29 protein-coding genes are annotated in these 22034 nt (G+C 51.7%); 6 read left to right on the plus strand and 23 right to left on the minus strand.

Features of this window, described 5'->3' with window-relative positions:
• Nucleotides 1–23 precede the first annotated feature (23 nt).
• The 22 genes from PsAD13_RS18060 to PsAD13_RS18165 all read right to left on the minus strand — a co-directional run bounded on the left by PsAD13_RS18060 (nt 24) and on the right by PsAD13_RS18165 (nt 17831).
• Entirely contained in the window at nt 24–1832 is a 1809-nt protein-coding gene (locus tag PsAD13_RS18060) for a hypothetical protein (protein ID WP_063319051.1), read from the minus strand.
• Nucleotides 1832–2236, minus strand: coding sequence for a hypothetical protein (locus PsAD13_RS18065; RefSeq protein WP_057462207.1), 405 nt, complete (start codon nt 2234–2236; stop codon nt 1832–1834). Before PsAD13_RS18065 ends, PsAD13_RS18060 begins: the two co-directional genes overlap by 1 nt.
• Nucleotides 2221–2808 carry a hypothetical protein gene (locus PsAD13_RS18070; protein ID WP_063319052.1) on the minus strand — a complete coding sequence of 196 codons (588 nt, stop codon included), beginning with the start codon at nt 2806–2808 and terminating at the stop codon, nt 2221–2223. Before PsAD13_RS18070 ends, PsAD13_RS18065 begins: the two co-directional genes overlap by 16 nt.
• Complete coding sequence (locus PsAD13_RS18075) at nt 2805–3518, minus strand: hypothetical protein (protein WP_153040925.1); 714 nt, start codon at nt 3516–3518, stop codon at nt 2805–2807. Before PsAD13_RS18075 ends, PsAD13_RS18070 begins: the two co-directional genes overlap by 4 nt.
• On the minus strand, nt 3511–5754 hold the full coding sequence (locus PsAD13_RS18080; RefSeq protein ID WP_063319054.1) for a phage tail length tape measure family protein: 2244 nt from the start codon (nt 5752–5754) through the stop codon (nt 3511–3513). The genes PsAD13_RS18075 and PsAD13_RS18080 overlap by 8 nt, the downstream gene beginning before the upstream one ends.
• A gap of 155 nt (nt 5755–5909) precedes the next feature.
• Nucleotides 5910–6296, minus strand: coding sequence for a gene transfer agent family protein (locus tag PsAD13_RS18085; RefSeq protein ID WP_063305343.1), 387 nt, complete (start codon nt 6294–6296; stop codon nt 5910–5912).
• A gap of 9 nt (nt 6297–6305) precedes the next feature.
• On the minus strand, nt 6306–6752 hold the full coding sequence (locus PsAD13_RS18090; protein ID WP_057462213.1) for a phage tail tube protein: 447 nt from the start codon (nt 6750–6752) through the stop codon (nt 6306–6308).
• A gap of 15 nt (nt 6753–6767) precedes the next feature.
• Complete coding sequence (locus PsAD13_RS18095; RefSeq protein WP_063302119.1) at nt 6768–7193, minus strand: DUF3168 domain-containing protein; 426 nt, start codon at nt 7191–7193, stop codon at nt 6768–6770.
• Nucleotides 7183–7626 (minus strand): HK97-gp10 family putative phage morphogenesis protein, encoded by a 444-nt coding sequence (locus PsAD13_RS18100; protein WP_153040926.1) that lies wholly within the window; start codon nt 7624–7626, stop codon nt 7183–7185. The genes PsAD13_RS18095 and PsAD13_RS18100 overlap by 11 nt, the downstream gene beginning before the upstream one ends.
• Nucleotides 7619–7957, minus strand: a complete 339-nt coding sequence (locus tag PsAD13_RS18105; RefSeq protein WP_057462215.1) for a head-tail adaptor protein — start codon at nt 7955–7957, stop codon at nt 7619–7621. Before PsAD13_RS18105 ends, PsAD13_RS18100 begins: the two co-directional genes overlap by 8 nt.
• Nucleotides 7954–8232, minus strand: a complete 279-nt coding sequence (locus PsAD13_RS18110; protein ID WP_063319055.1) for a head-tail connector protein — start codon at nt 8230–8232, stop codon at nt 7954–7956. The genes PsAD13_RS18105 and PsAD13_RS18110 overlap by 4 nt, the downstream gene beginning before the upstream one ends.
• A 2-nt stretch (nt 8233–8234) precedes the next feature.
• On the minus strand, nt 8235–8483 hold the full coding sequence (locus tag PsAD13_RS18115; RefSeq protein ID WP_057462217.1) for a hypothetical protein: 249 nt from the start codon (nt 8481–8483) through the stop codon (nt 8235–8237).
• Nucleotides 8484–8553: 70 nt separating this feature from the next.
• Entirely contained in the window at nt 8554–9867 is a 1314-nt protein-coding gene (locus PsAD13_RS18120) for a phage major capsid protein (RefSeq protein ID WP_063319056.1), read from the minus strand.
• Nucleotides 9868–9881: 14 nt separating this feature from the next.
• Nucleotides 9882–10730, minus strand: coding sequence for a head maturation protease, ClpP-related (locus PsAD13_RS18125; RefSeq protein ID WP_063319057.1), 849 nt, complete (start codon nt 10728–10730; stop codon nt 9882–9884).
• Nucleotides 10727–11953 carry a phage portal protein gene (locus PsAD13_RS18130; RefSeq protein ID WP_063319058.1) on the minus strand — a complete coding sequence of 409 codons (1227 nt, stop codon included), beginning with the start codon at nt 11951–11953 and terminating at the stop codon, nt 10727–10729. Before PsAD13_RS18130 ends, PsAD13_RS18125 begins: the two co-directional genes overlap by 4 nt.
• Nucleotides 11950–13665 carry a terminase large subunit gene (locus tag PsAD13_RS18135; protein WP_063319059.1) on the minus strand — a complete coding sequence of 572 codons (1716 nt, stop codon included), beginning with the start codon at nt 13663–13665 and terminating at the stop codon, nt 11950–11952. Before PsAD13_RS18135 ends, PsAD13_RS18130 begins: the two co-directional genes overlap by 4 nt.
• A gap of 13 nt (nt 13666–13678) precedes the next feature.
• Entirely contained in the window at nt 13679–14155 is a 477-nt protein-coding gene (locus PsAD13_RS18140) for a hypothetical protein (RefSeq protein ID WP_063319060.1), read from the minus strand.
• Between the two features lie 177 nt (nt 14156–14332).
• Entirely contained in the window at nt 14333–14509 is a 177-nt protein-coding gene (locus PsAD13_RS28145) for an HNH endonuclease (RefSeq protein ID WP_153040939.1), read from the minus strand.
• A 365-nt stretch (nt 14510–14874) separates the two neighbouring features.
• Nucleotides 14875–15477: a transcription termination/antitermination NusG family protein gene (locus PsAD13_RS18150; RefSeq protein ID WP_063319062.1), complete on the minus strand. Its 603-nt coding sequence runs from the start codon at nt 15475–15477 to the stop codon at nt 14875–14877.
• Nucleotides 15474–16784, minus strand: a complete 1311-nt coding sequence (locus tag PsAD13_RS18155) for a helix-turn-helix domain-containing protein (RefSeq protein WP_063319063.1) — start codon at nt 16782–16784, stop codon at nt 15474–15476. The genes PsAD13_RS18150 and PsAD13_RS18155 overlap by 4 nt, the downstream gene beginning before the upstream one ends.
• Nucleotides 16781–17089: a winged helix-turn-helix transcriptional regulator gene (locus tag PsAD13_RS18160; RefSeq protein WP_153040927.1), complete on the minus strand. Its 309-nt coding sequence runs from the start codon at nt 17087–17089 to the stop codon at nt 16781–16783. Before PsAD13_RS18160 ends, PsAD13_RS18155 begins: the two co-directional genes overlap by 4 nt.
• Nucleotides 17082–17831, minus strand: coding sequence for a class I SAM-dependent methyltransferase (locus PsAD13_RS18165; protein ID WP_063319065.1), 750 nt, complete (start codon nt 17829–17831; stop codon nt 17082–17084). The genes PsAD13_RS18160 and PsAD13_RS18165 overlap by 8 nt, the downstream gene beginning before the upstream one ends.
• Before the next feature lie 153 nt (nt 17832–17984).
• Here PsAD13_RS18165 and PsAD13_RS18170 point away from each other — a divergent pair, with 153 nt between their 5' ends.
• From PsAD13_RS18170 to PsAD13_RS18180, 3 genes are all read left to right on the plus strand, one after another.
• Nucleotides 17985–18248 (plus strand): hypothetical protein, encoded by a 264-nt coding sequence (locus tag PsAD13_RS18170; protein ID WP_153040928.1) that lies wholly within the window; start codon nt 17985–17987, stop codon nt 18246–18248.
• Nucleotides 18249–18818: 570 nt separating this feature from the next.
• Nucleotides 18819–19262 carry a helix-turn-helix transcriptional regulator gene (locus PsAD13_RS18175; RefSeq protein ID WP_153040930.1) on the plus strand — a complete coding sequence of 148 codons (444 nt, stop codon included), beginning with the start codon at nt 18819–18821 and terminating at the stop codon, nt 19260–19262.
• Between the two features lie 74 nt (nt 19263–19336).
• Complete coding sequence (locus PsAD13_RS18180; RefSeq protein ID WP_057464815.1) at nt 19337–19591, plus strand: hypothetical protein; 255 nt, start codon at nt 19337–19339, stop codon at nt 19589–19591.
• Between the two features lie 450 nt (nt 19592–20041).
• On the opposite strand, the gene PsAD13_RS18190 is transcribed toward PsAD13_RS18180, so the two are convergent.
• Nucleotides 20042–20722, minus strand: a complete 681-nt coding sequence (locus tag PsAD13_RS18190) for a GNAT family N-acetyltransferase (RefSeq protein ID WP_063305359.1) — start codon at nt 20720–20722, stop codon at nt 20042–20044.
• Between the two features lie 455 nt (nt 20723–21177).
• Here PsAD13_RS18190 and PsAD13_RS28150 point away from each other — a divergent pair, with 455 nt between their 5' ends.
• The 3 genes from PsAD13_RS28150 to PsAD13_RS18205 are packed head-to-tail and all read left to right on the plus strand — an operon-like array spanning nt 21178 to nt 22028.
• A complete protein-coding gene (locus tag PsAD13_RS28150) occupies nt 21178–21405 on the plus strand; it encodes a hypothetical protein (protein ID WP_208981011.1) in 228 nt (75 codons plus the stop codon).
• A 59-nt stretch (nt 21406–21464) separates the two neighbouring features.
• Entirely contained in the window at nt 21465–21758 is a 294-nt protein-coding gene (locus PsAD13_RS18200) for a hypothetical protein (protein WP_057464812.1), read from the plus strand.
• A gap of 51 nt (nt 21759–21809) precedes the next feature.
• Nucleotides 21810–22028 (plus strand): hypothetical protein, encoded by a 219-nt coding sequence (locus tag PsAD13_RS18205; RefSeq protein ID WP_063311556.1) that lies wholly within the window; start codon nt 21810–21812, stop codon nt 22026–22028.
• The last annotated feature ends 6 nt before the right edge of the window (nt 22029–22034 follow it).

The raw sequence follows: 22034 nt of genomic DNA on the forward strand, positions 1-22034 counted from the left end.
GCCAACTCCATTTTGAGGGGAACTTAAACCGCAGCCACAACAACCGTTGGGCCGGACCAATCGCTGTTTTGTCCAAAGACCGAGCGCGTGCGCATGCGGAAGCGATATTCAACACCCGATGTCAGACTGCCTGTTTCAATGGTTTCTTCGCCATCATTGGCCTGCGCATACTTGGCAGCACCGCCGCTGGTCTTCACATATTCCAGCTCATAGGTGAGCGCCTCAGAGAGCCGTGTAAAACTTGCTACCGCGATAACGCTCTGCCCTTGCTGCTGCATCTGGATTGAGAAGCTATCAACGCTTGGAATGGCCTCAGCTGCAATGCGCTTGGGAGGATCGCCCTTTTCGCCCTCATCTTCAGGCTCATAGGCAAACGGGTCTCGCGGAATAACCAGCGCCTCGAACACATGCTGGAACGTTGTCAGATCCAGTGTGGGGGTGCCGTCCAGCTCTAGATAGGCATCAACAAGGTGTGGCGGGTCACTGATCTTGATGAACCTTCTGAGCGGTACATTCTGGGATGCGAAGTAGTCGCATTTCACACGCACACGAGGTGCATTCACCCGAATAGCTTTAAGCGCTTGCAAGCGCCGCATATGGTTGTGACGTTGCACGCAATCATTATCGACAGTGCGCGATCTGGGATCATCCTCCTGAACATATGGATCGCCTTCAATAACCGCATCGTCTTCCACATAGTGAAGCTCAGGATTGACCCAAAGCCCGCGCACTGACTTGACGCTGGAAGCTGCATTGCGGTTCGGCAAGAACTCAATATCAATGATATCGTTTGTTTTCAGATGAATATCAGGTTCAACCCACTCCCCGGCATGAACCGCAATCTGTCCCTGCGCATCAGTGTAAAGAAGCAGCTCGCCTGCCTCATCAATCATCCGGCCAATCTGGGTTGGGTCGTTGTTTTCACGGCCACGGAACCCGCCATGATAACGCGGCTCCATTTCGCCCTTAATGTTCTCAACCTGTTGATCGCAAACGTCCGCAGCATGAGCCCAGCTTTCGAGATCAATCTGGGAGATATCCAGAGCACTGCCATAGGGAGCCAGCAGATAATCAAGCCGTATGAGAGCAAGGTTCTCGCTAAACCTGACCTGTCCGTCTCTGGGATCGAAAATCTTCTTTCCACGAATGGTGGAGGAGAGCGTCGGGTAGCCTTGCGGGAAGACCGTTCGATGACGCCGGGCACTCACGCTCTTACACATCATCAGGACACTGGCGATATTGTCACCGCGATGATCCTCACTCCAGATATCATCGAACTTACTCACCAGCTGCGAATAAGGAACACCAACCTGCGTCCCAACGCGTTCAATGAGCATCACCTTGGCATCACCGCTCAGACGATAATACTTGGATGCATCCTCATCATTGCTCAAAGATTTGGTGACATCGCCATCTGCATCAATCTCAACCGGATCATCACTGAGGAAGTGCTCCACAAAACCATCAATCTCATGAGAGGCATAAGCAATCAGCATATAGGCTGTGCCGCTACGCTCCTCCAAAAACGCCATGTCGCCCGCAACGCGCACGATGCCATATTGATAGGAGCGCGACGGCACATTTTGCTTTTGCACCACCTTGCCATCCGCAGCACTTGGAATAGGCGCTGCATTGTCTTTTCGCTGCTGGCTTCCAAGCAGCGCATTTACACCCAGCCCAACACCAGCGGAAATGCCAACCCCAATAATCCCGACACTCAATGAAGAAACAGCAGCCCCTGCGAGGATTGCCTGTGTTGCGACAGAAGCCCCAACAAAGGCCGCGCCATTTGACAAAACGAATGCAATCCCAAGCGCAGCAGTAGCAGGCATCAGACCCTCCAGATTTTTAAGGCAGGCGCGTGAATGGCTTCAAAGCCCGAACTCCAGTGAACTTGCCAATGCTCACCATCCCAGATCGCGCCCCACTGCCTGAGAGGAGAATGAAGACTGCCGATCACGCCAATGTCGCCAGTCTTTCTGGTTTGGACTTCATTCAGGCCCGCAATATCGGCACATCTGCCAACCAGCTCCAAAGCACCGCCAGCTTCAATAATCAGCTGTTTCATCTGCTCTTGTGTTGAGTAGGTTCCGCGCAGATGAACGGCCCCGTCAGGATACCCGTTGGCACTCACCCAATCGGCAAGAACGAGACAGCAATCAGCCCTGCCCGGATCAAAAGTCAGAGTTTGCCGATCTGCCAGCCAGGTCTTTAAAAGATCTAGGATCGCGGCCATGTGATTGTCTGTTCACTCATCAAGGTAATGCGTTCACACGACAGATCGGGAGGCAGATCTGGATTGACCTTGAGCGAGTAAGCTCGCTGATCAGCATCCGACAGCACTGCGTTGCGCCGGGATTTGCGAGCATGAAAAGCATTGCCCACGACCAAGGTCACATCATGCAGAATTTGAGGCTTATCTGGATCAATCACTGCCCGCTTGCGGAACTTCAGGTCAATGACCCTACCCGTGAACTTGACGATGGGACCTGGAGGCAAAGGCTGGAAATTTTCGTCACAAGTTTGCAAGAGAACCTGCACCTTTGAGCCGATGACATCGCTCTCCTGTGTCTCCTCATAGGCAAGATCGGCAATCTCCTGATCGACACCGGAAAGTCCCATATCCATCGTGGTGGCCTCACCAGAAAACGCATATTGAATGGTGGTTAAGGCAGAGGTTGGAAGCACTCCGGCAGGTCGCCAGTGGTTTCCATCCTTGTCAACATAGGGATGAGAACCAAACCAGAAGCGAGCAGTTCCAGTTGGGAAATGCATTGCCACAAGGATCATAATATTGCGAAAGGTCATGGCGCAGACACCTTGTCCCAATAGTCGATCGCCTCGACAAAGTTCACGCTCTTTCTGGTAAAGCTTGAACTGCCAAAATCCAGATTCATTTCATTGTCACTGGCAAGTTTCATGAGGCAGCTGGGCTCTGTCACATTCAGCAATGTCCCTGCTGGAATGGGTGCCCGGATCGCAGGGAAAATTGGAACCCGCACCACATCACCTTCAGTCTCGATAATTGGCCCGGTGTTATAGAGCGCATGCAGATAACTGAAATGTATCCCGCTCAACCTCAGCCCGCTCTGCAGACCACGCAGTTTGAGCACCGTTGAGCCCAATGTCGCCTGTTCTTCCAATTGAACCAGAGCAGGCTCACTGGCGTAAAAGGTGCCATCGCTAAACCCGGTCTCATCAGCATGGGGAACATAGGATCGCGCTTGCTTTGCAAGCTTTTGTACTTGTGAGCCCACATGAGAGACAGAAACGATCACCAGACCTACTTGCCCGTGCAAGGCAACTTCAATCGCGTTCCAGGCCTCTTCGTGGCGCAGGTCTCGCCTGCGCAACACAATGTTTGGAATTCTGGCTCTCCAGAATCCTAAATCCGTCTGTGTTACCAACTCACGCCCGCCAAGCGTCATTCCACCAGATCTGCTAAATGGCCGTTTCTGAAAAGTAGGCTTGCCTTGGCTTGCGAACAAAGAATGAGGCCAATGGATCACATTAGTCACGGAAGCCACCTCCCCGGTTTTGCGCGTGCATGTTGTAATCGCCAATCATATGCTCACGGCTTTTCTGGGTGGCTGCATCAACAATCATAGGCGCAGCTTCCTTGACTACATTCCCAGACACACTCTCGATCCGCGCTTCCAGATCAGGTGTAACTTCAAGGATCACCCGAGAAATCATCTGCCCACCCCCACCGCCAGATTGAGGAAGCTTGTGGAACGGAGTGATTGTTGCCGGCCCCTCAATCAGCTCAGGGACACCGCGCTCACCAGCAATGCCCCATTTGCCAGCCCCCAGATTGCCCCCTTCTGCGAAAAACCCACCAAAGCTGGAAAGCAAGGTTGAAAGCATCGCGCCCATGTTGCCCCCACCAACTGAGCTTGTCATGCTGGAGACAGATGACTGCAGCAGCATCTTGGCAATCCCCTTACCCATGTTTCCAAGCACATCAACAAACCGTTCGCCCTCAAAGATCACATCCGTGAGTGAGTTGGTGATGGATTGATTGACGCTTGCCATCATGCGGCTTTGCCGTGTCTGTTCTTCAATCTTGCCTGTTAGCTGGGAGACTGATTTTGACCGCGCCTCGATCTCGTCGCGAAGCGTCAGTCCTGTTTTCACAGAGCGCTCATCAAGATCAAGGCCCTGCTGCTTTGCCAGATCGAGCAGCTTGTATTTTGTGGTGAGCGCTGCAACTTCCTCGCGGGTACGACCAAACATCTCAATTCTGCGCTCAAGAGCAGTGACATCCTGATCACCCAGCCCAAGAACATCCGGCCCCTTGTTGGTGATGGGCCGTGCAGCCTCTTGAAGCCGAGCCTGTTCACGAGCCATACGGATGTACTCTTCGCGCTCTTTAGCAAGCTGAGTTCCACCTGTTGGCCCGACCTGCTGGGCAAGCGGATTGACAGTGCGATCAAATTCCAGAGCGGCCAAAGCGCCAGCCCGAGACACCGGATCATCTTTGTATTTTAAGCGCACCTGAGCATCTTCCAGCGAAGTCAAACCATTGCGTTTCATGGCCTCCATCGCATCAGCAGCGCGGCTGATTTCATTGGCCATTGTGGTCGCATCAGCTGAGAGACCTTTAAGCTTCACCCCATCAGTCGCCGTTTTCAAACGCTTGGTTGTGCTGACCGACTGACGAGCGATGCTTTCCACCCGCGCCAGTTCTTTGCCTACCTCTGCAAGCTTCTCATCAGGAAGCCTGGTCAGGATCTCACGCATTTTTGCAAGCGCTTCAGAGACACGCTCCATATTCCCGCTTGCTCTTGCATCTTCAAGAGCAGCCATTTCAGCAGCCCAGATTTTCACGAGATCTGAGGAAGCTTCCAGCTCATGGTTGAGATCTTTCAGTGTGCTCTCGACACCTTCAAGCCCGATAGCGTCAATTGATCGGGACTGACTGAAAGGGTCGCTCAGCTGCGCAATGCGATGCTGAATAGCCTGATACTTCTTAAGCTGGAGATCCAGCTCAGCAAACGCATTGTTACCGCCCAGAAAATCATCAAAGAAAGAATCCAGAGCCGTATCCGTTTTTGTCTGTGCGGCCTTGGAATCCAGCTCTGCTAACGCGGCCACAAGATTGAGCACAGCGCTTGTAACTTCGCCGTACTTGTCTCTGATGTTCTCCAATCCGTTCTTTGAGTAATCAGCAATGGAGCTGTTAGCTCTTGAGATCGCGCTTTCAGCCTCATTGAACGCCTTGGTGAAAGCATCGACTTTCTTGCTGGAACCTTCTGCATTGTCACCCATGCTCAAGAGGACGCCAGCAAGAGGGAAACCAATCCCCGCAATCACCCCCAGAACAGGCATTAACAAGCCGACAGTACCAGTCAAAGCTCCAAAACCAGCTACAAGCTGCGGGATCTGCTGCCCCATGATCCGCATGGGATCAGTGCCCATCTCGAACTGCACCGCCATATCAGCAATCTGATTGGACGTGTTCTGGATGGCAAAGCGCCCACCTTTGGAGACATTGATGAAGCCTTGCATCTCCTTACCAGCACCTTGAGAGGCTTTCCCGATCTTGCCAAAATTATCGTTCATCCCGCCAGCAGATGCCTGAAGTTTCGCGAATTTCTGTTGCGTTTGCTCCAGTTGCTTCTGAAGCTTTTTGTTCTCCGCAGCCATCCGATTAGATGACTTAACCGCAGCAGCCGCGGAACGAGACATCTGATCGTGGAACTTCTTATAGGTGACCTCAAGAGGGATAGTCAGGCCAGAATTCTTTGCCATCAATCAAAACCCTTCAATGCCCAGTTCCCGAAGCTCTTCATCTGAAAATTCACCGCTGGGGTTCCCAGATTTGCCACCATGGACCTCATTGTAACCCTCTACGCAGGCCACATATTCCCATAGGCTCATCTGATCGATTTCTCGTGGAGTGAAGCCTATTGCGGCTCCTCGTTTGTAAAACTTGGAGAACTGCCAGAGTTCTCCTGTTGCCTCACCCCTGCCTGCTCCCCCACGGGATCATCATCCTCGCCCACGAGCGCATTGGTCAGGATCTCAATCGCAACAGGTTTGAACTCAAGCACCCCATGCAATTCAAACAGATGCAGAACCATGGGCCCCGCCTCTTTGTTTGGCATCCCAGCACCGATCAAGCCTTGGCGAATGGTCTCAATCAGATCATCAATAAACCAGGTCCCCGTCGTGATGCGCAGGAGGATGACTTCAGGGCCAGCGTTGCAGTTCTTCTGCAACGCACGAAGCTGGCCGATGTTCAGCACGAACTCGTGCTGACCACCGATCCATTCAATGTTTTTGGCTTCCATAAGTTAGCCTCAAGCTTTGTTTTCAATTTCAGGAGTGCCGACCATATTGATCTCAATAGTTTTCGTAACGCGCCCCTTACCATCAGAACGCGCCTGAGAGAGCTGAGACAAAATTGCAGGAGCCTTCTCCCATTCAGGATCGCCAGATGCCGCTTTTTTGTTCCCAAGACGCACAGGCAGATGCTTTGCAGAATAAAACCAGTTCATCATCTTGCCGTGAGACTCCTGCGCCCAGGTTCCTTCTGCCGAAACAGAAACCTTCACAGAACGCACATCACTCAAGATCTCATTAGGCTTGCTCTCATCATCGCAATCCACGACCTCGGTCTCATCAACATTCGCCTGCCGCTGGATCGTAACACCCTTAAGGCCGCAAACTCTGGCGTAGTTACCATCTTCCGCAAAATCGACCTCAAGGACCATCTCCTCAAAACGCTCTGTTGTCGGCTTAGTCATGACAAACCCCTTTCGTTAGTGAACTTGGATTTCGAATGTGAATTGCAAAATTCCGTGCGTTACGCCCTCTTCTGGATCTGGAACAATCCGCTGAAGCTCTAGCTCGGTGAGCACGTTGCCAAAGGAAGGAAGAGGAAGCTCAGCACCGCTGAGTACATTGCGCACCGCTCGCAAAATCTGCTTTGCATGCACTCTGCCGGGTTTCTTTGACCAGCAATCAATTTGAACTGTGATTTCTTCTATGGTGAAGCAGTCGTGATGATCCTCAGATTCATCTTCAGGGCCAAGGCTCACATAACCTTGCTGATCCCCCCAAGGCGCTCCATCAGAGGAAGCTTTAGTGCTGTCATAAACACCGTGCACCACCTCCATGAGCGCAGCGTCTCCCGCCAAAGCAGCAATCACGGCTTGCTGAAGCTCCAGATCTGGATTAGCCATCATTCAGTACCTTGATTGCTTTGTTAATACGCCGCGTGATCAGGGACTTCACAGCACGGCGCTGCGAGCGGTAAACGGGATAGAAGAAGGGATGGGATTTACGATCTTTGGTTCCAAACTCTTGGATTAAAGCATTTTGGAATTTGATGCCGCGCTTGTTGGTGACCATTGTGCTGGCGTTGCCTGCATAAATCACAATGCGAAGACCGCGCTCAGATGATTTCACTTTCCCAACCACCATGGCACCTTCAGGTGGTTTACCCCACGTCCAACCGATACTTGCAAGCAGTGCCCCCTCATCTTTGGGAACCAGCAGGCGCATGTACTGGACGATACGCTCTGCCCCTTCCTCCATAGCTTGCCGAGCAGCGTTCTTAACGGCATCAGGCAAGATTTTGCGCATGAACTGCCGAAACTCTTGCTCACCTTTAACCATCGATATCACCGCTTTCACAGGTCAGCTCAAAATAGAGCTGGTCATCTGTCGGGATCTTGCTGCGAATTGCGTAGATGGTACCTGAGAGAAGATCTTTCATACGCCAACTGGTTTGGATCGCCTCAGTATCTGGAGAGCGCCAGATAGTAACCACAGTCGGCTGAATACCTTCGAGGCGGGCACCGATCACACGCTCACCGCCGCGTAGAAACTTGAAGTGCGCACGCTCTTCAAAGCGCGGCTCGTAATCAGAGACATGGTTGCCATAACCATCAGACTTCGACACCAAAGCCTCGAACGAGACGACCTCCCGCATTGATTTACTGGTCATCCGGCAAGGTTCCTATAGGGAGCCATCATGACTTCATAAGCAGGAGGTGGAGGAGCATCACCACCCCGGCTGGTGTAGAACGCAAACACATGCATGCTCAAACACGTCTTGATCGGCTCAGGAAGTCCATTGGGAAAGTCGACTTTGAGATCCCGCCGCAGATGTTGCGCAGCAAACACCTCAGCCGTGCGAATAAACGTCAGGAGGAGATCGTCATCATGACCGTGTGAGATGGCCAGATGACGCTTCGCCTCTTCCAGCTCGATCAAAGGCAAAGTTAGTCTCCATCCTCTTCGGATTCTTCCTCCCCTGCGTCTTCATTCGCAGGTCCAGTCAGATCGAGATACTTGATACTTTCCGCCTGCACTTGCTTGGCAGTCAGTCGCTTCAAAGGCGCATCATCGCCTTCCATCAGCGGTTTGGTGACCTTTCGGGTTTTGGCATCTTTTTCATTGACCTTGTAGACACACCCAAACCGGAAGGTGCCAAGGATGGTGTGGCGGGTTGAGTTCACTTTGACGTACATGCTCATTCTCCTGAAAAAGGCTCTGCAATCAGAAGATCGCAGAGCCAGTTGGTGGCCTCGGTTATTCGGGTTACGCGAAGACGAAGTTGCCCTTCACCATCGCCGCAGCACGTTTGATCGCCAGAGCAACCCGTTTACGACCCTTCATGGTCAGCATGTCTTCAATGAAGTTGGTGTCGTGCTCGGAAGAAATGAGCACTTCAGTTTCCTGACGGTCATAATAAGTTCCCGCCATCGCCAGATCGCCAGTCAACCACTCGCCCGCAGACATGGTGTTGGATTCCACCACATCCTTACCCCAGAGCATTGGAGTGCTCATTGAACCTGGGTTACCGAAGATGTATCGGTCCTGACTATCTTTCAGGAGGTCAATTGCCGCCCAATCAGTCGGGTTCATCACAAAGGATGTTGAAACGTAATCCGCCAATGCGACCTGCAAAATGGCAAGACGCAGACGATCAATCCGCGTGGCATTGGGTAGGCCAGCAGCCGCAGCAAATGCCACAGCCTCAGTCAAAAGCCCCTTCAGGTTTTCACCCTGCCCATCACCAGCAAGGATCTGCTTTTCTTCTTCCAGATCCAGACCATAACGAAGCTCGGAGTCGATCTCCGTTTGCAGGAAGTCGGAATCTGCCAGAGCTTCTTCTGTGATATTGGTAACGTGGGCAATCTTTTTGACTTCAGAGGTGGCCTTCTCCCAACCAAAGCTGGATTCCGGCATTGTTCCCTCTTCGGCAACCATCGCCGCCTTATTGTCACGTATTGTCTGCTTTCGGTACTTCACCAGATCAGAACTGGTTTTGCCCTTGGTCAGCAGATCCCGGATAAGCAAGCGACGCCGAGGCATACGGATCGGATCACGTTCCTCTTCATGGTAGATCAAACCACCAGCCGAGCCTGCAGCAGTGGTGATTGCATTCGAGACGGTAATTCGCAGATTGCCTCGTGCACCACCATCGGCAAACGCCTTGATCCGGTCATCTTCTGCCACGAATGCCTGACCAAGTGTCATCACCGGAGTAGAGCCACCGCCGCCGATCCCCTCAGCCACTTGCTGCGAGATTTCCAGCGCCTGACTCTTGATGCCTTCCAGTGAGTTTTTCAGCTCAGTGACCGAGTTGCTCAAAGCCGTCTGCTCAGTCAAAAGCTTGTCGGCCTTATCTTTGGTTTCCTGCGAAACCTCGCCAGAGCGCTTCGCTTGCTTCAGAGCTTCTTCCGCCGTGCCCTTAACGTTATCAGTCACATCATCCAGCTGCTGACTAACTTTTTTCAGCAGGTCTTCTGTCGTCATGTTGTCATTGCGCACCGACCCGACAACAGCATCAGGGCGAGCAAGAGCAAGTGCCGCCAAGCAAATGGCGGGCATGAGTGATTTCGTTCTCATGAATGTTCTCCGATTTACATGGAATCCAATTTATCGAGGAGGCTTTGCACTCCTGCTCGAACGGCAGCGCCAGACTTGCCGGATGGAGCAGCGCCAGACGTGCTCCCTTTCAAAGCCGCACAAAGTGAGCGACGTTTTGATTTTGGTACGTTGAGACGCGCAAGGAGGATATCAAGCTCCTTCTGCGCAGCATTTGGTGAGGGCTTATCGGAAGCTTGGCTTGGAGCCTGCTCAACTTCATCACTTGGAAGAAGCGCATCTGCAAACCCTTGTTCAACAGCACTCTCACCATTGATCCAGGTCTCTTTGTCGAGCTGGTTGCTCAGCTCTTTTTCCGAGATCTTGGTGCGTGCGTGATAGATACTGACTGCCGCATCATCAAACGGCTTTAGCCAATCGGCAACCTCAAGGAACGCATGGCGATCACCGCATGCACAAACCCACGTGTTATGGATCATCAAGAACGCCGCTCGCCCAATCTGGATTTCATCTGCTGCCATTGCAATGACAGAAGCTGCCGATGCTGCTAACCCCAGCACCTTCACAGTTACCTTGGCCTTATGCTCGCGCAGCAGGTTGTAAATCGCCAACCCTTCGAAGAAATCGCCGCCCGGAGAGTTGATCGAGACGACCACATCCTTCTCACCAATGTTGCGCAGCACCGCTGAAATTCGCTTGGCAGTCACCCCATCATACATCCAGCTCTCGCCAATAGGATCGAGGATGGAAATGGTGCTTTCGCCGTCCTCACCAGCTGCTGCTTTGATATCGGGATTCCAGCGCTGCTGTACACTTTCAGCAATCGCACTTTGAAGACCTTTCCCAGCCAGTACCGGGACATTTGGCAAATTACGGATGCTCATTTGTCGTCCTTTCCAAGCAAGTCAACCAGTCCCAGTGAGGTTTGAACCACCAGCTCATCACTGTTACCGCCGCGCCGTGGCAGGTTGATCCTGTCGCGACACTCATCACCAGTCATGATGCCAGCCATACGCAATTTGAGGAAAAGGTCGCCTTTGGCCTTGCTGTCCATTTGCAACATGCCTTCGCGGTTATATTCCACGTACCAACGCCCGCGTTTTTCAACGGGAATGAGATCTTTCAGGATACGGGCTTCGTTTTTGATGAGCAGCGGATTGATACCAAGCGAGAGCCAAGACAGCATCACCGCTTCAACACCGCTGCCCCACATGGTCTGGCCATCTGCTGAATGGCCGATCACAATGGGAGGAACTCCAAACCATCTGCATACATCTTCAACGCTAAAGCGCCGGGTTTCCAAAAGCTGAGCATCTTCAGGGTTGAGCTGGAGCTGCTGGAACTTAAGGCCAGATTCCAGCGTTAGAGTCTTACCTGCTCTGCTCGATCCAATGAACTTTTCCAGCAGGGTCTGAAGCTGGGCCCGCTGTGCATCATTGAGGCTCTGATCAGAAGTCAAAACACCCGCAGCCATCATCGCATTGGAAAAAACGCTGCCCGCTGTCTCATCAGCAGCCAAAGCCGCCCCAATTGAATTCGCCCCGTACTTGATGGCTGACATGCCCAAACCATCACCAGCCCCAAACCCGCGCAGATGGAATACCTTGTCAGCGGGCAACGTGCTGTGTTTGCTCCGGTCATAGACACTGTATTCCAGCTTGCCATCCCGATTGCGTTTGGGTGTGACATTGAGCAGAGGGCGCAACCCAACCAGTCTTGATCCGACAAAGAGCTTTTCCGCACATGCATTGCCGCGCAAAGTTGCATGCGCTGTCATACCCTCCCAGAACTCAACCCCAGTTTGCTCAGGGTTGGGGCTTTTACAAAGGATCTCGGACAGGTCTTCTTCAATCTTCACCCTACTGTTTCCTGAACCCTTTTCATAAAGCGCGAGAGGCAGTGTCGAGATCACCTGTGAAGTCTTGCGAACACAATCCCAAACAGCAGAAAACGCCAGAGCAGAGGACGCATTAACGGTTTTGCCAGCCGAAGAAGAGTGACCACCCCCAGCCCATGCATCTCCCCCATTGAGGTTGATCCATCCAGACTCGCCTGCACGTAGCTCCTGCTTAATGCCGCGAGCTGCTGCCTTTAAAAATCTGATCATATCACCATCACCGGATTGCTGAGGAAGTCGTCCAGGCCATTGCCTTCTGCTTCTGGATGGCGGCTCATGAGATCGAACGCGTTGAACGCTGCTGTGAGCGGGTCAATCTTCATGGAGCCGGATGCTTGCTTGGTCACATAGTCAGCGTTGCCGCGTTTCTCGGTTTTGGCGTTGGAAACACACCAGGCCATCAGCCGAGAACCACCATGAACCAGAGACTTATCTGCTAGCTTTCGCGCCATGCCTTTGGTTACGCCTGAGAGTTTGTAGCCTTGAGGCACACCAACAAGCTGCTCTTGTTTGACCTCCCGCTCCATCAGCTCATCAACAATTGCGGCCACTCCGACTGGATCTAGTCCAATGGCATGTTCTTTCGGAAACAGACCACGATCCAGAACTTGCTCAATGTAGTCAGCAACAATCGGAATATCGTCTTCGATGTTCTCACAGATGAACAAGTCGCCATCCTTCTCGAAGTCTCTAAGCGCCGTCGCAATCTGCTTGCGTTTGTCTAAGGCACTCTCATGGCAACATGCACAGGTCCAAAGCAGCCATCTGCTTTTCTCGGTCTCGCTCTCTTTTTCGCGCCCGATAAAACAAAGCCCTAGAAGGTCATCCAGACCGCCGCCATCAACGCCAGCAGTCACAACCTCACATCGATCTAAAAACTCATCAAAATCACGGATGACAGTGAACTCAGCAGCCTGCCAATGATCAGCCCCAGCCCACCGATCTCTTCGCAGGTTCATGCCAATCGGCACATTCAAGTGCTTGGCAAGGAAGCTTTGCTTGTCCTCTTCACCCGTTCCATCCATGGCTTCGCGAAGTTTGGATTCCAGCCAGCTCTTACGAACGGAACGCCCTAGATTGGGATTGGTGATGTAATAGTTTTCCGGCTTCAGATAATCCTTGCTTTTGAGCATTGCTTTCGGGAACTCGTAGAGAACTCCAAGCCGCTCAGGATCGTGAATTTTCCCGTCACGCACATCTCGGTAGTATTCAAGCTTACTCTTCCAGACCCCAGCTGGCGGTTCATCGGAATGCGTGGTCAGATAAACAACAAATCCTTCAGGACGAGCAATCAATCCGCCAGTGGCCTCCTGTAGCATGGCCGCCGCCTTTGGCTTCTTGCCAAACAACCACAACTCATCGACCAAAACAAAACCAGCTTTTTTGCCAGAGAGCGTGTCGCTGTCAGCCGCCACAATCTTGAGATTTGAGTTTGTGGTCTCATGCCTGATTGTCCGCTGGTGCGAGATCACCTTAAGAATGCTTTTGAGTTCCGGATCGTAGGAGACCATCGCCGCAGCTGGATCAAAGCAGTTGTTGGCCACCTCAATGGTTGGAGCCAACAGCAGCAGCTCATTGAGGTGACGCCAGTTGCGAATGAGCGCCGTCACCATGATCCCGGCTGCAATGGTGGACTTGGCGTTTTTCTTTGAGATCAGGAGCAGGAACTCACTGATCAAACGTTGTCCTTCTCCCGCGTCATAGGCTCCAAAGATCGCACCAACAAAATCGAACACCCACTGATCACAGCACTCACCAAATGTCGGCATGCCCGGAACATCAACCACCTTGAGCGACTTGAAGACATTCAAAGCCGCCTCTGCTTCTGCTGAGAACAAGGGATCAAAGGGAATGAGAGATTTCCCTTGAACAATGCGTTGTTCCCAATCCACGCAGGCTGTTGACCAGTGCTGAATTTTCAAGACAGATCTTTCTTCAGTTGATCAGTTGAGGAGCTTGGGGAGGTGCATACTTTCCGTCATAGGTTTCTGCTGTTTTCTTGCGCTCTTCTTTTTTGCCGAGCGCTTTTTCAGATGCAGCAGGAACACTCTTTCCGCGGTTAGCAATCGCTTCCGCCAGCTTGTCACGATCAGAACTTTCAAGCCGCGAGAAGATTTCTTTGATCGCTGACACCTTCCCCGCTTCCGCCATGTCCATGAGCTTACCCAGAAGCTTGGCTTCCACTCTCGCCCGAGCATCATCCTTGACCTTGAGCTGACGAAAATAATTCTTGCGCAAAGTGGGAGCTGTGATCCCTAAGGCTGCTGCAATTTCATCCTGAGTTTTTCCGAATGCCAGTAACTGTATGACAAGTCTACGCTTTTCGTCTGTCACCACATGAGGTGGACGCCCTCGTTTTCCAAATCCTTCAGGGATTGGATCGCCTAGCAGGTCAAATTCGAAGTCGGCCAAAAAAAAATCTCTCAGTTATATTGGGGCGGGTAAGGGCCATTCAGCCCCCGGACTTTCACCCCACCCCCCATTTTCCGTTGAAAATCAATGACTTGGCAGTCCAGCCGCTAAAGCCTTCACAGCCGCCTCAGAGGCGCTCAACAGCTCCCGAGCAACTCACTCAAACTGATTTTCACCTTATAAATCAACAACTTGGCAACGCATCCGCCGCGCCTGCGCAGTCTTCCGATTGTGGCACCACGTGCAAAGGCACTGGATATTGCCCGGATCGAGGTCAGCGCCGCCATCCTTGCGCTCGACGATGTGGTCAGCGATGAGCTTGTGTTGCCGCTTCGAGAAGTCCTTGCCGCACATCTCGCAGACATAGCCGCGCAGCTGCTTGATGTACTTGGCGAGCGTCTTCCATTCAGCCGTGAGGTAGAATGGATCGACCGCCTTCGGCGCTTTGCGCAGCGTTGAGCCCAATGTGTTCAAGCGAGGTGTGATGGATTTGAGTGGCAAAGGAAGCAGCCTTCAAACAGAAAAAAGGCCCGCCTCTCAGCGAACCAGTTAACGCACTCCGCATGCGTGTTAAAATTCCATAGAAACTCTTCGCGCCAACTCCGCCTCTCGGCGTCTTATGTTGACTGGGTCTCGTGTCCAGGTCGCTCTGTTGGTTTAGCGGGTTCTAGCCGCTCAGGCCCCGGAGATTCACGTGATCATCCTGATGCGCATCATGGTTAACGTAACGCCAGCTTGTCAACCGGCACTGTTGCTTTTGTAGTCCGACCGAATGCTTCAAGCTCCACGCGAGCCAGCTCGCCGCCCTGCCTGAGACTACGAATTTCCCCCACCAACTGAGCACCAACGCCAGCCACAAGCATGACCTTATCACCAATACTAAAGATCTGACCTTTAATCAGTTTCCGCCCAACCTCAGCTTCACAAGCCGTATCGACTATTCGAAGCATCTCGCGCATAGGCACACGATGAGGAGCGCCCTCTAAGGTTGTCGAAAGAATTTTTTCCACACCGTCGCATTTCCGAACTAGATCACAGCTCTGCCCCGCATTCGCATTCAATCCGACGAACAGATAACGAGGGAACATCAAGCAGCTTCTCACGAAACGCTTCTTCATAACCTTGACGGTTCGAACCTCGGTCATCATTGGCAGATAGGCAGTCAGGCCAGCCGCATTGATCCCTTCAAAAGCTCGATCCTCACAGTTCGGATTGGTGCGAACCACAACCCACTCAAGAGAGCTGCCTTTGATGAGCGAACGCATGAACTGATAGTTGCGCTCAAGCGCTCGTCTTTCCTCGTTGGGAGCAGTCATCGTCATTCAGCAGCCTCCTGAGTAGCCGTTGTGGTGTTTGTGATTTGATTGTGCGCTGCTTCAAAGTTCTCAAGAGCTGCTGTCACAGCCTCAAGCAAAGTCTCGTGTTCATCACCAACAAGCCTCGGCATCCAGACCCACTCAGGCAGAGCATGATCAGGAGCAAACCTAGGCCAGCCACGCTTCTGGTGAAGCCGCTTCCAAGCCTGCCAGATCTCGCTACCAACCTTCACAACTTCAAACTCATCACCCAACGAAGACAGCTCATTCGGGACAGTTCCGCCACTTCGCTTCCGTTCGGCAGCTTGATGCATGAGAACAACCGAGCGCCAACCGTATTTCGACAACCGGTCCAGCTTCTCTTGCTTCTCGATATCTCCCCCAGCCGTTAATCGCCCTTGGATTATCGAAGGTGGTTTAGGAAAGTGCTCAGGCGCAAGGGGCGGTTTGAGCAACTCAGAAAACCGATAAACGCCCCAAAGCTTGCCATAGGGCTTGGCTACCTGCACCTCGCCACCCTCATTTCCAGAGCCTTTGGGCAGCAGCTCCCACCGCTTTTCCTTGAGATAAGTCAGCAGAGAGCAAATCTTGGTGCGACCTAAATCCCTGATGTGTTTCTCGTAAGATTTCGCCAGCTTTGCAGCCTGATTGCGTTCTTCCTCAGTCAGTCCAAACCACAGCCGCTCAGCAGCTTCCACACTGTCGCCTGCCCCTGTCGACCAGCCAGCATGAACCTTTTTCAGCCTTCGAACCCACGTTTCACGAGTGACTTTGCCCTTATTGTCATTTTTAACATTCTCGCTCTTACACGCGCCCTCTCTCTTCTGGACTGGTATTGGATTGTTAAATGGACTGTTCTTATCTTGGTGCACGTCGTGCACCGCCTTAGGTGCATCAGGTGCACCACCTTCATGCACCTCGTGCACCACCTTTTTTGAGTGAGCTGGTGCATCTGGTGCACCGCCTTCCTCCTCAAACTCGGCAGTTTTGACCATCCGCTCAGATAAGCTGGGCGCAACTAAATCACGCTCAGGCCACCGCGCCACGTACTCATGGCGCTTCCATCTTTGCCCTCTGAAACCATGTTGGCTGACCTTGATCCAACCAGCTGCACGAGCCGTCTCGATATGGTTGAGAACTGCCCGCTTGCTCAGCCCGCTATACTCCATCAAATCTTCAATTGACGGATAGCAGCTCTCCCCCATCGTGTTCATGAACATGCTCAAGGTTTGCAGCACATGCTTTGTGGTCGCCGGAAGTTCAGACTGGCAGAAGGCTTGCCGCCAATTCCATGCCTTTCGGTCTCCGCTCATGTCCAGCCCTCCACTTCCATTTCAGGAGACTTGAGCATGTAGTCGTTTCGCCTGAGCTTTGCGCCTGCAGCATCGTAGCGCCGCACACCGACCCAGCCAGCCCGTTGTGCCCTCTTAAGGTGCTTGGTCACCACCGGTTTGCTCAAGTTGGCCCGCTCTGCCAGATCGCTAACAGGCACCGTAAAAACCTCACCAACACCGCCGACAAACAGGCTCAGCGTATGCAGCACCAAGCAGGTGCCGGATTCCATGTGGTATTGCGAAAACTCGCGCCGCCACTCTTCAATGTTTCGAAATTCACGCACTGCAAGCCTCCATTGTTTCAGGGAGAGAAAACAAAGGGCCAGGTTGATCCTGAAGTTCAGGGCCAGTAGCCAGTTCTAGGTCATTTAGCTTTGAAAATTGCCCTTTGGAGCCGGGAGGCACCCAGATGAGCTGGGTAGAGCTTGCCTCTTGGTCTGTCCGAAAAATGATCCAGCAATACGCCGTTGCAGTGGACCCTTTGGGATCATATCGCCCCTTATGGATCGGCACCCTTTCAGCAAAAACCGCCACGATTGCAGGTGGATGAGCAAGAAACAGTGTTGCAACACGCTCGATTGTCTCCAGCCACCTCAATGGAACAAGCACAGCAACGCCTCGCTTGGGCTTATGGGCTAATGCACGTTCCACGAACTGCTGAGCCAACATGCCAAAGGGCGGATTGGTGACAATCCAATCAAAGGTTCCGTTAGGGAATTGCCACTCAGGGAGCACTGTCAGGAAGTCCCAAAACTCCCCATGTGCATCGCCAAACCCGCGATTGAACAGATCGGACGCCCAAACCAGATCAAAGTATTCTCGGAGCGGGATCGCCATATGCCCACCACCGCAAGCACATTCCCAAACCTTCAACGGCTCCCAACCCGCCTCTCCCACTCGCTTGAGGTGCAAAAGCAATTCGCACAGAGCACGCGTTGCCCATGGTGGCGTAGGGAAATAGTCACCAAACTTCTCAGGCTCCACTCGAGACGCCATAACCGCTCGTGAGTTCTTAGGAGAGCTCATGCAGCAACCCTCCCGAGGAATTCCGTAGATCGACGTTCAGGTGAATGCGTGTTGCAATCGGCATCGCGTAAAGATGCAGAGAGCCTTGCCGGATGCGCCAACATAGCAAAGCTCTCTGCGCACACTGGCAACCCGAGGAAAGGAACAGCCAGCATGAGTGATGAAGTATTCGAAGAAGCCGTAATTGAAGTACATCCAGAAGAGAATTTAGAACAGAGAGCACATAATGAAGTTCTATTTGTCTTACTGTGCAAAGTGCTTGAAAGCCTAACACCTGAGCAAAGAAAATCTGCTGTAGGACAATTTGAACATTATGCCAGAAACTTGAAATATGGCGATCGCACCAACGACGATGACTGCAAAGTCGTGGAAGAAGTTTGCTATCAATACCTCCGTCAGATTCGATACCTCCGCTAGAAGCAAAGTGGTTGCAAACCTCGCCTAGAAGAAGAACTAGCTTAGTCAATTTTGATTTGTTGACTGGGTTTTGCTCTGCCAACAGATTATGAGGAAAGGTCATGCAGCAACCTCTCGCAACATAATGTGCAAAAGTTACACGACGTTTATCAGATTTGAACACTACACCACCTCCCCCAAACAATGCGCTGCGTGACGAGATTGGCTGCATTGAGGGAACCATCTCTCAATACAGCCAACTTCTACCAATCACCTCTTGGCAGTAGGAAGGTTTTCATCTTCAGTGACTTGCTGTTGCTCCAACATGAAAAGCTGATAAGACCTTTCAAGAACGGCAGTTTTCTCAGAGAAACCATCCCGTTCAACGCGAGAGATGCAACTTTGAGAGCATCCAAGCGCACGCGCCATCTCCAACTGAGTAAGCTTAGCTTTCATTCGAATTTCGGTAGGCTCTAGCATCGCTATAAAATCCCGTGGGTATAATATTTACTCGACACGTGTATTTTCAATGCCAGATGCATAGTCCAAAGTCAACACCCAATGCATAAAGCCGATTGGCACTGTGGAGCTATGGAACCACACGAAAGACTTAGAACAGCCCGCTTCAATGCAGGCTTCAAAACAGCTACAGCAGCCGCCAAGTCTCTTGGCGTCAACGTTAGCACCTACTCAAGCCACGAGAACGGCTCTAGGGCATTCGGTCATGAAGAGGCCGCTCACTATGCCCGCCGCTTCAAAACATCTCCCCAGTTCCTTTTGTATGGAGAAGGCCGATCACCCGATGATGCAAAACCAGACGCTGATGACCTAACACACAGCCTGCTGGGTGAAATGGCGAACAATTCTGACAGACCGCAAACGGATAAGCTTGACTTAGAGTTATTCTTAAAGTCTTTTGAAGAAGGAATAAGACTTGAAGAGCAAATTCTTGATGGCAGGGGTAGCATTAGAGATTTATCTATTATAGTTGAAAATATTTATAACGCTGCAAAGAAGAAAAAGACTGATAAGTGATATTTTTTAACTGAAGGATACTGTCCTAAAGTTTCGCTACGCGCTCTAACCATAAGTACCTAAAGAGAGACCATATGGACAACGAAAGCGCACTATCACTGATCTGGCATCGTCCAACCTTCTCACACAAAGAGGAAGTTTTGGACCTTATTAAGACCGCCGAAAAGTACGACCTAATCACACCACTTAAGATGATGTGTGTTAATCTTTACGATTGCCCCTACATCGATTTACTAAGCGAAAAGCAGCAAAAAGAAGTAATCAACGCCTTTCGCCCCGCGCTGGTTCTGGCGTACACACAACAGAAACAGGAGCAGGAAGTTGCTTGAGTACACCAAGAGGCGCCCCGCTACTGCACTCATACTCGAAGAGTTGAGCACAACGGGTGCACAGCTTTTGCACATCTGGAATAAATCCAATGGGCACCTCTCACCCGAGTTCATCGATTACGCACGCAAAGTACTACTCATGGCGCCACCTGCCACCCCCAGCGACAGCCCTGACATTCTAATGATAGGCAACGACAGCTTCGCACGTCACGTGTTCGGGGCGGACTGGGCTCAACACCCAACCAGAGCCAGAAAGGCGATGTCACTGACATATCGGCAATTGGTGGCAAGCAGTTATTGGAATGCCCACCAGTCAAACAAGCCAATTTTTGACCTGATCGGCGCAAACCTTTCCGACAATAACTATCGCGAGTATTGCAGACTAATCCTGCCCGTACATTCACGAGCAGGAATTTCGCAACTTGTAGTTTTCACGAAAGAGCTACCTGATCAATCATCTCGCGCTATATCACTAATCAACTGATTCAGAGCGTATGAAGGGTTTGCACAAAACGCCAACCCCTTTGGAAAGTCTCGAGACGGCACCTCAAAGCGAATGCCATCTGACTGACCCACCAACCATCCCCAGCGCGCTCCATTTCCATTCAAGAAATCAGCGGGACGCATCCAGCAATAAATCCAATCAAGTCGCCAAAGATCAAAAGCCATAATCTGCGCGAACTCCATCAATCTGCGCGCGTACCCCCGCTTCCTGAGATCTGGCCTTATCCAAAGATCGCCCAGGTATCCAACCTGCCCCGAAATACGCTTCGCGATCTCTGGCTGAACATTCGTCACCTGTACAGGATTGCCATCAACATCAACATATCGCAATCGCCAATAAGTGGCCAAGAATTCCGACAACGCCAACCCTTGCAGCGGCTCTAGCCTAATTGCCGCAAACCCACATAAATGCTTCTCACCAACTAACCTCAGGCCTAGCCATGCAACATTCTCTTTACTCTGTGCGTTGAGAGAATATGCAAAATGCGGTGTAAGCCCGCCCTTAGCCTCGGGCAAAGCTTCTTCAGCAGCGGCAAACGATTCCCCCTGAACAATCTCAAAGCCGTTTTTCTCAAACTCAGAAATCAGCTTAGCAGCTGCCTGATAGAGCACTAAACGCGCCACCATATTGGTACCTCCAAATACCCAAAGAGCAATTGGATGCAGATATCCACATAAAACCTAACGAAATTACCCCTTAAATCTAACAATCAACATAGTTTGACTCGTGTCCTAAATTCATTTTTCGGACGCAGAGCATAATATTTATGCCATACGCATTGACAACAGCGTATACTCAGAGCATATTTTTTACACTGACTGTGTGGATTTGAATATCATGACCGAATTTGAAGCAATTAAGCTTCTTCGTGAACATCGAAGAAAACTGTCTCGACTTCCAGCTGGCTCATTAGTCCGTTTTCGAAGGAGCCCGCCTGAAGACTTAGGCCGATGCAACATCGGTATTGTGCAACGAGATGCAGCCCTTAGTGCTGTGGTCGTTCTCTACATCGATAGCAACAACCAACCTCAGCAAGCAGTAGCAGCAGTTTCAGATTTATTTATCGCAGAGGGTGAACGAGATGACATCTCAGATTGATGACAAAAAGGTGCGGGACACACGCGACGATCTACAACCTGGAATTGACAACCTGACCAGCCAGATCAAAAGCGCCGCGGTGTCTGACACAGATAAAGCAACTCTCGCTTTGCGTGCAGGGAAGGCAATCGTCTCAAACGTTGCAGAAGAGATCTTGGTGAACCAGTTCGCCGAGACACTCTCAAAGGAAGATGAAGACACCACCGCCTAACACAAAATAGAGAGAGAGGGCCCTGCTCTGTCTCTCTATCTCCAAAAGGGAGTATTTCGATGCATAGCGCCACAATCATTCAATTCCCTGCGACTAAACAGAGCCCAGCTCAAGCACCCTCCAAAACCGTACAGCAAGTGGGTGAAGAAGCGCTCACCCAGACGAAGGACGCTCATAGAGACCTCTGCACGTTCCTCTCTGACTTGAGCTTCATGGTCAAAGAGACCCCGCAGGATCGCCGCGCGATCAGCGCTCGCATCCTCGCCATGCACGAAACACTCACCAACGCCGATATCGCGCTGGTGAAGATGCTTCAGCAAATGGAAACCGCAACTCCAGCAGGCACTCTTTAGGGCCTCCAATACCTCACCTCTTCGCTCCCCTCAATCACGAGGAACAGTCCCATGAATAGCATTGAGAAAGTCGTATCTAGTAATCTCTGCCGCGAGATCCTGTTCCATGTGAACGAGGCCGCGAAGCTATCCGTTCTGGTGGCCTTCGCCATAGTGCTGCTGCTCCTCGCCCCCGCCCTTGATGAAACAGTAATCGAGGCAAAACAGAGCATCTCCTCTGAGTTCATCAGCACCCAGCTTTCCTCTTTTGACGTCCTAAACGAACGCTAGAAGGTT

The sequence above is a fragment of the Pseudovibrio sp. Ad13 genome (assembly GCF_001623225.1).
Classification (GTDB): domain Bacteria; phylum Pseudomonadota; class Alphaproteobacteria; order Rhizobiales; family Stappiaceae; genus Pseudovibrio.

Coding starts and splice junctions, on each gene's coding strand:
- PsAD13_RS28150 (WP_208981011.1), top strand. CDS start 21,178: ATGACATCTCAGATTGATGACAAAAAGGTGCGGGACACACGCGACGAT.
- PsAD13_RS18095 (WP_063302119.1), bottom strand. CDS start 7,193: ATGATGGCTAATCCAGATCTGGAGCTTCAGCAAGCCGTGATTGCTGCT.
- PsAD13_RS18165 (WP_063319065.1), bottom strand. CDS start 17,831: ATGAGCTCTCCTAAGAACTCACGAGCGGTTATGGCGTCTCGAGTGGAG.
- PsAD13_RS18090 (WP_057462213.1), bottom strand. CDS start 6,752: ATGACTAAGCCGACAACAGAGCGTTTTGAGGAGATGGTCCTTGAGGTC.
- PsAD13_RS18065 (WP_057462207.1), bottom strand. CDS start 2,236: ATGGCCGCGATCCTAGATCTTTTAAAGACCTGGCTGGCAGATCGGCAA.
- PsAD13_RS18130 (WP_063319058.1), bottom strand. CDS start 11,953: ATGATCAGATTTTTAAAGGCAGCAGCTCGCGGCATTAAGCAGGAGCTA.
- PsAD13_RS18070 (WP_063319052.1), bottom strand. CDS start 2,808: ATGACCTTTCGCAATATTATGATCCTTGTGGCAATGCATTTCCCAACT.
- PsAD13_RS18125 (WP_063319057.1), bottom strand. CDS start 10,730: ATGAGCATCCGTAATTTGCCAAATGTCCCGGTACTGGCTGGGAAAGGT.
- PsAD13_RS18100 (WP_153040926.1), bottom strand. CDS start 7,626: ATGGTTAAAGGTGAGCAAGAGTTTCGGCAGTTCATGCGCAAAATCTTG.
- PsAD13_RS18175 (WP_153040930.1), top strand. CDS start 18,819: ATGGAACCACACGAAAGACTTAGAACAGCCCGCTTCAATGCAGGCTTC.
- PsAD13_RS18205 (WP_063311556.1), top strand. CDS start 21,810: ATGAATAGCATTGAGAAAGTCGTATCTAGTAATCTCTGCCGCGAGATC.
- PsAD13_RS18170 (WP_153040928.1), top strand. CDS start 17,985: ATGAGTGATGAAGTATTCGAAGAAGCCGTAATTGAAGTACATCCAGAA.
- PsAD13_RS18105 (WP_057462215.1), bottom strand. CDS start 7,957: ATGACCAGTAAATCAATGCGGGAGGTCGTCTCGTTCGAGGCTTTGGTG.
- PsAD13_RS18115 (WP_057462217.1), bottom strand. CDS start 8,483: ATGTACGTCAAAGTGAACTCAACCCGCCACACCATCCTTGGCACCTTC.
- PsAD13_RS28145 (WP_153040939.1), bottom strand. CDS start 14,509: ATGTGCGGCAAGGACTTCTCGAAGCGGCAACACAAGCTCATCGCTGAC.
- PsAD13_RS18190 (WP_063305359.1), bottom strand. CDS start 20,722: ATGGTGGCGCGTTTAGTGCTCTATCAGGCAGCTGCTAAGCTGATTTCT.
- PsAD13_RS18085 (WP_063305343.1), bottom strand. CDS start 6,296: ATGGAAGCCAAAAACATTGAATGGATCGGTGGTCAGCACGAGTTCGTG.
- PsAD13_RS18080 (WP_063319054.1), bottom strand. CDS start 5,754: ATGGCAAAGAATTCTGGCCTGACTATCCCTCTTGAGGTCACCTATAAG.
- PsAD13_RS18060 (WP_063319051.1), bottom strand. CDS start 1,832: ATGCCTGCTACTGCTGCGCTTGGGATTGCATTCGTTTTGTCAAATGGC.
- PsAD13_RS18155 (WP_063319063.1), bottom strand. CDS start 16,784: ATGAGCGGAGACCGAAAGGCATGGAATTGGCGGCAAGCCTTCTGCCAG.
- PsAD13_RS18200 (WP_057464812.1), top strand. CDS start 21,465: ATGCATAGCGCCACAATCATTCAATTCCCTGCGACTAAACAGAGCCCA.
- PsAD13_RS18150 (WP_063319062.1), bottom strand. CDS start 15,477: ATGACGATGACTGCTCCCAACGAGGAAAGACGAGCGCTTGAGCGCAAC.
- PsAD13_RS18180 (WP_057464815.1), top strand. CDS start 19,337: ATGGACAACGAAAGCGCACTATCACTGATCTGGCATCGTCCAACCTTC.
- PsAD13_RS18120 (WP_063319056.1), bottom strand. CDS start 9,867: ATGAGAACGAAATCACTCATGCCCGCCATTTGCTTGGCGGCACTTGCT.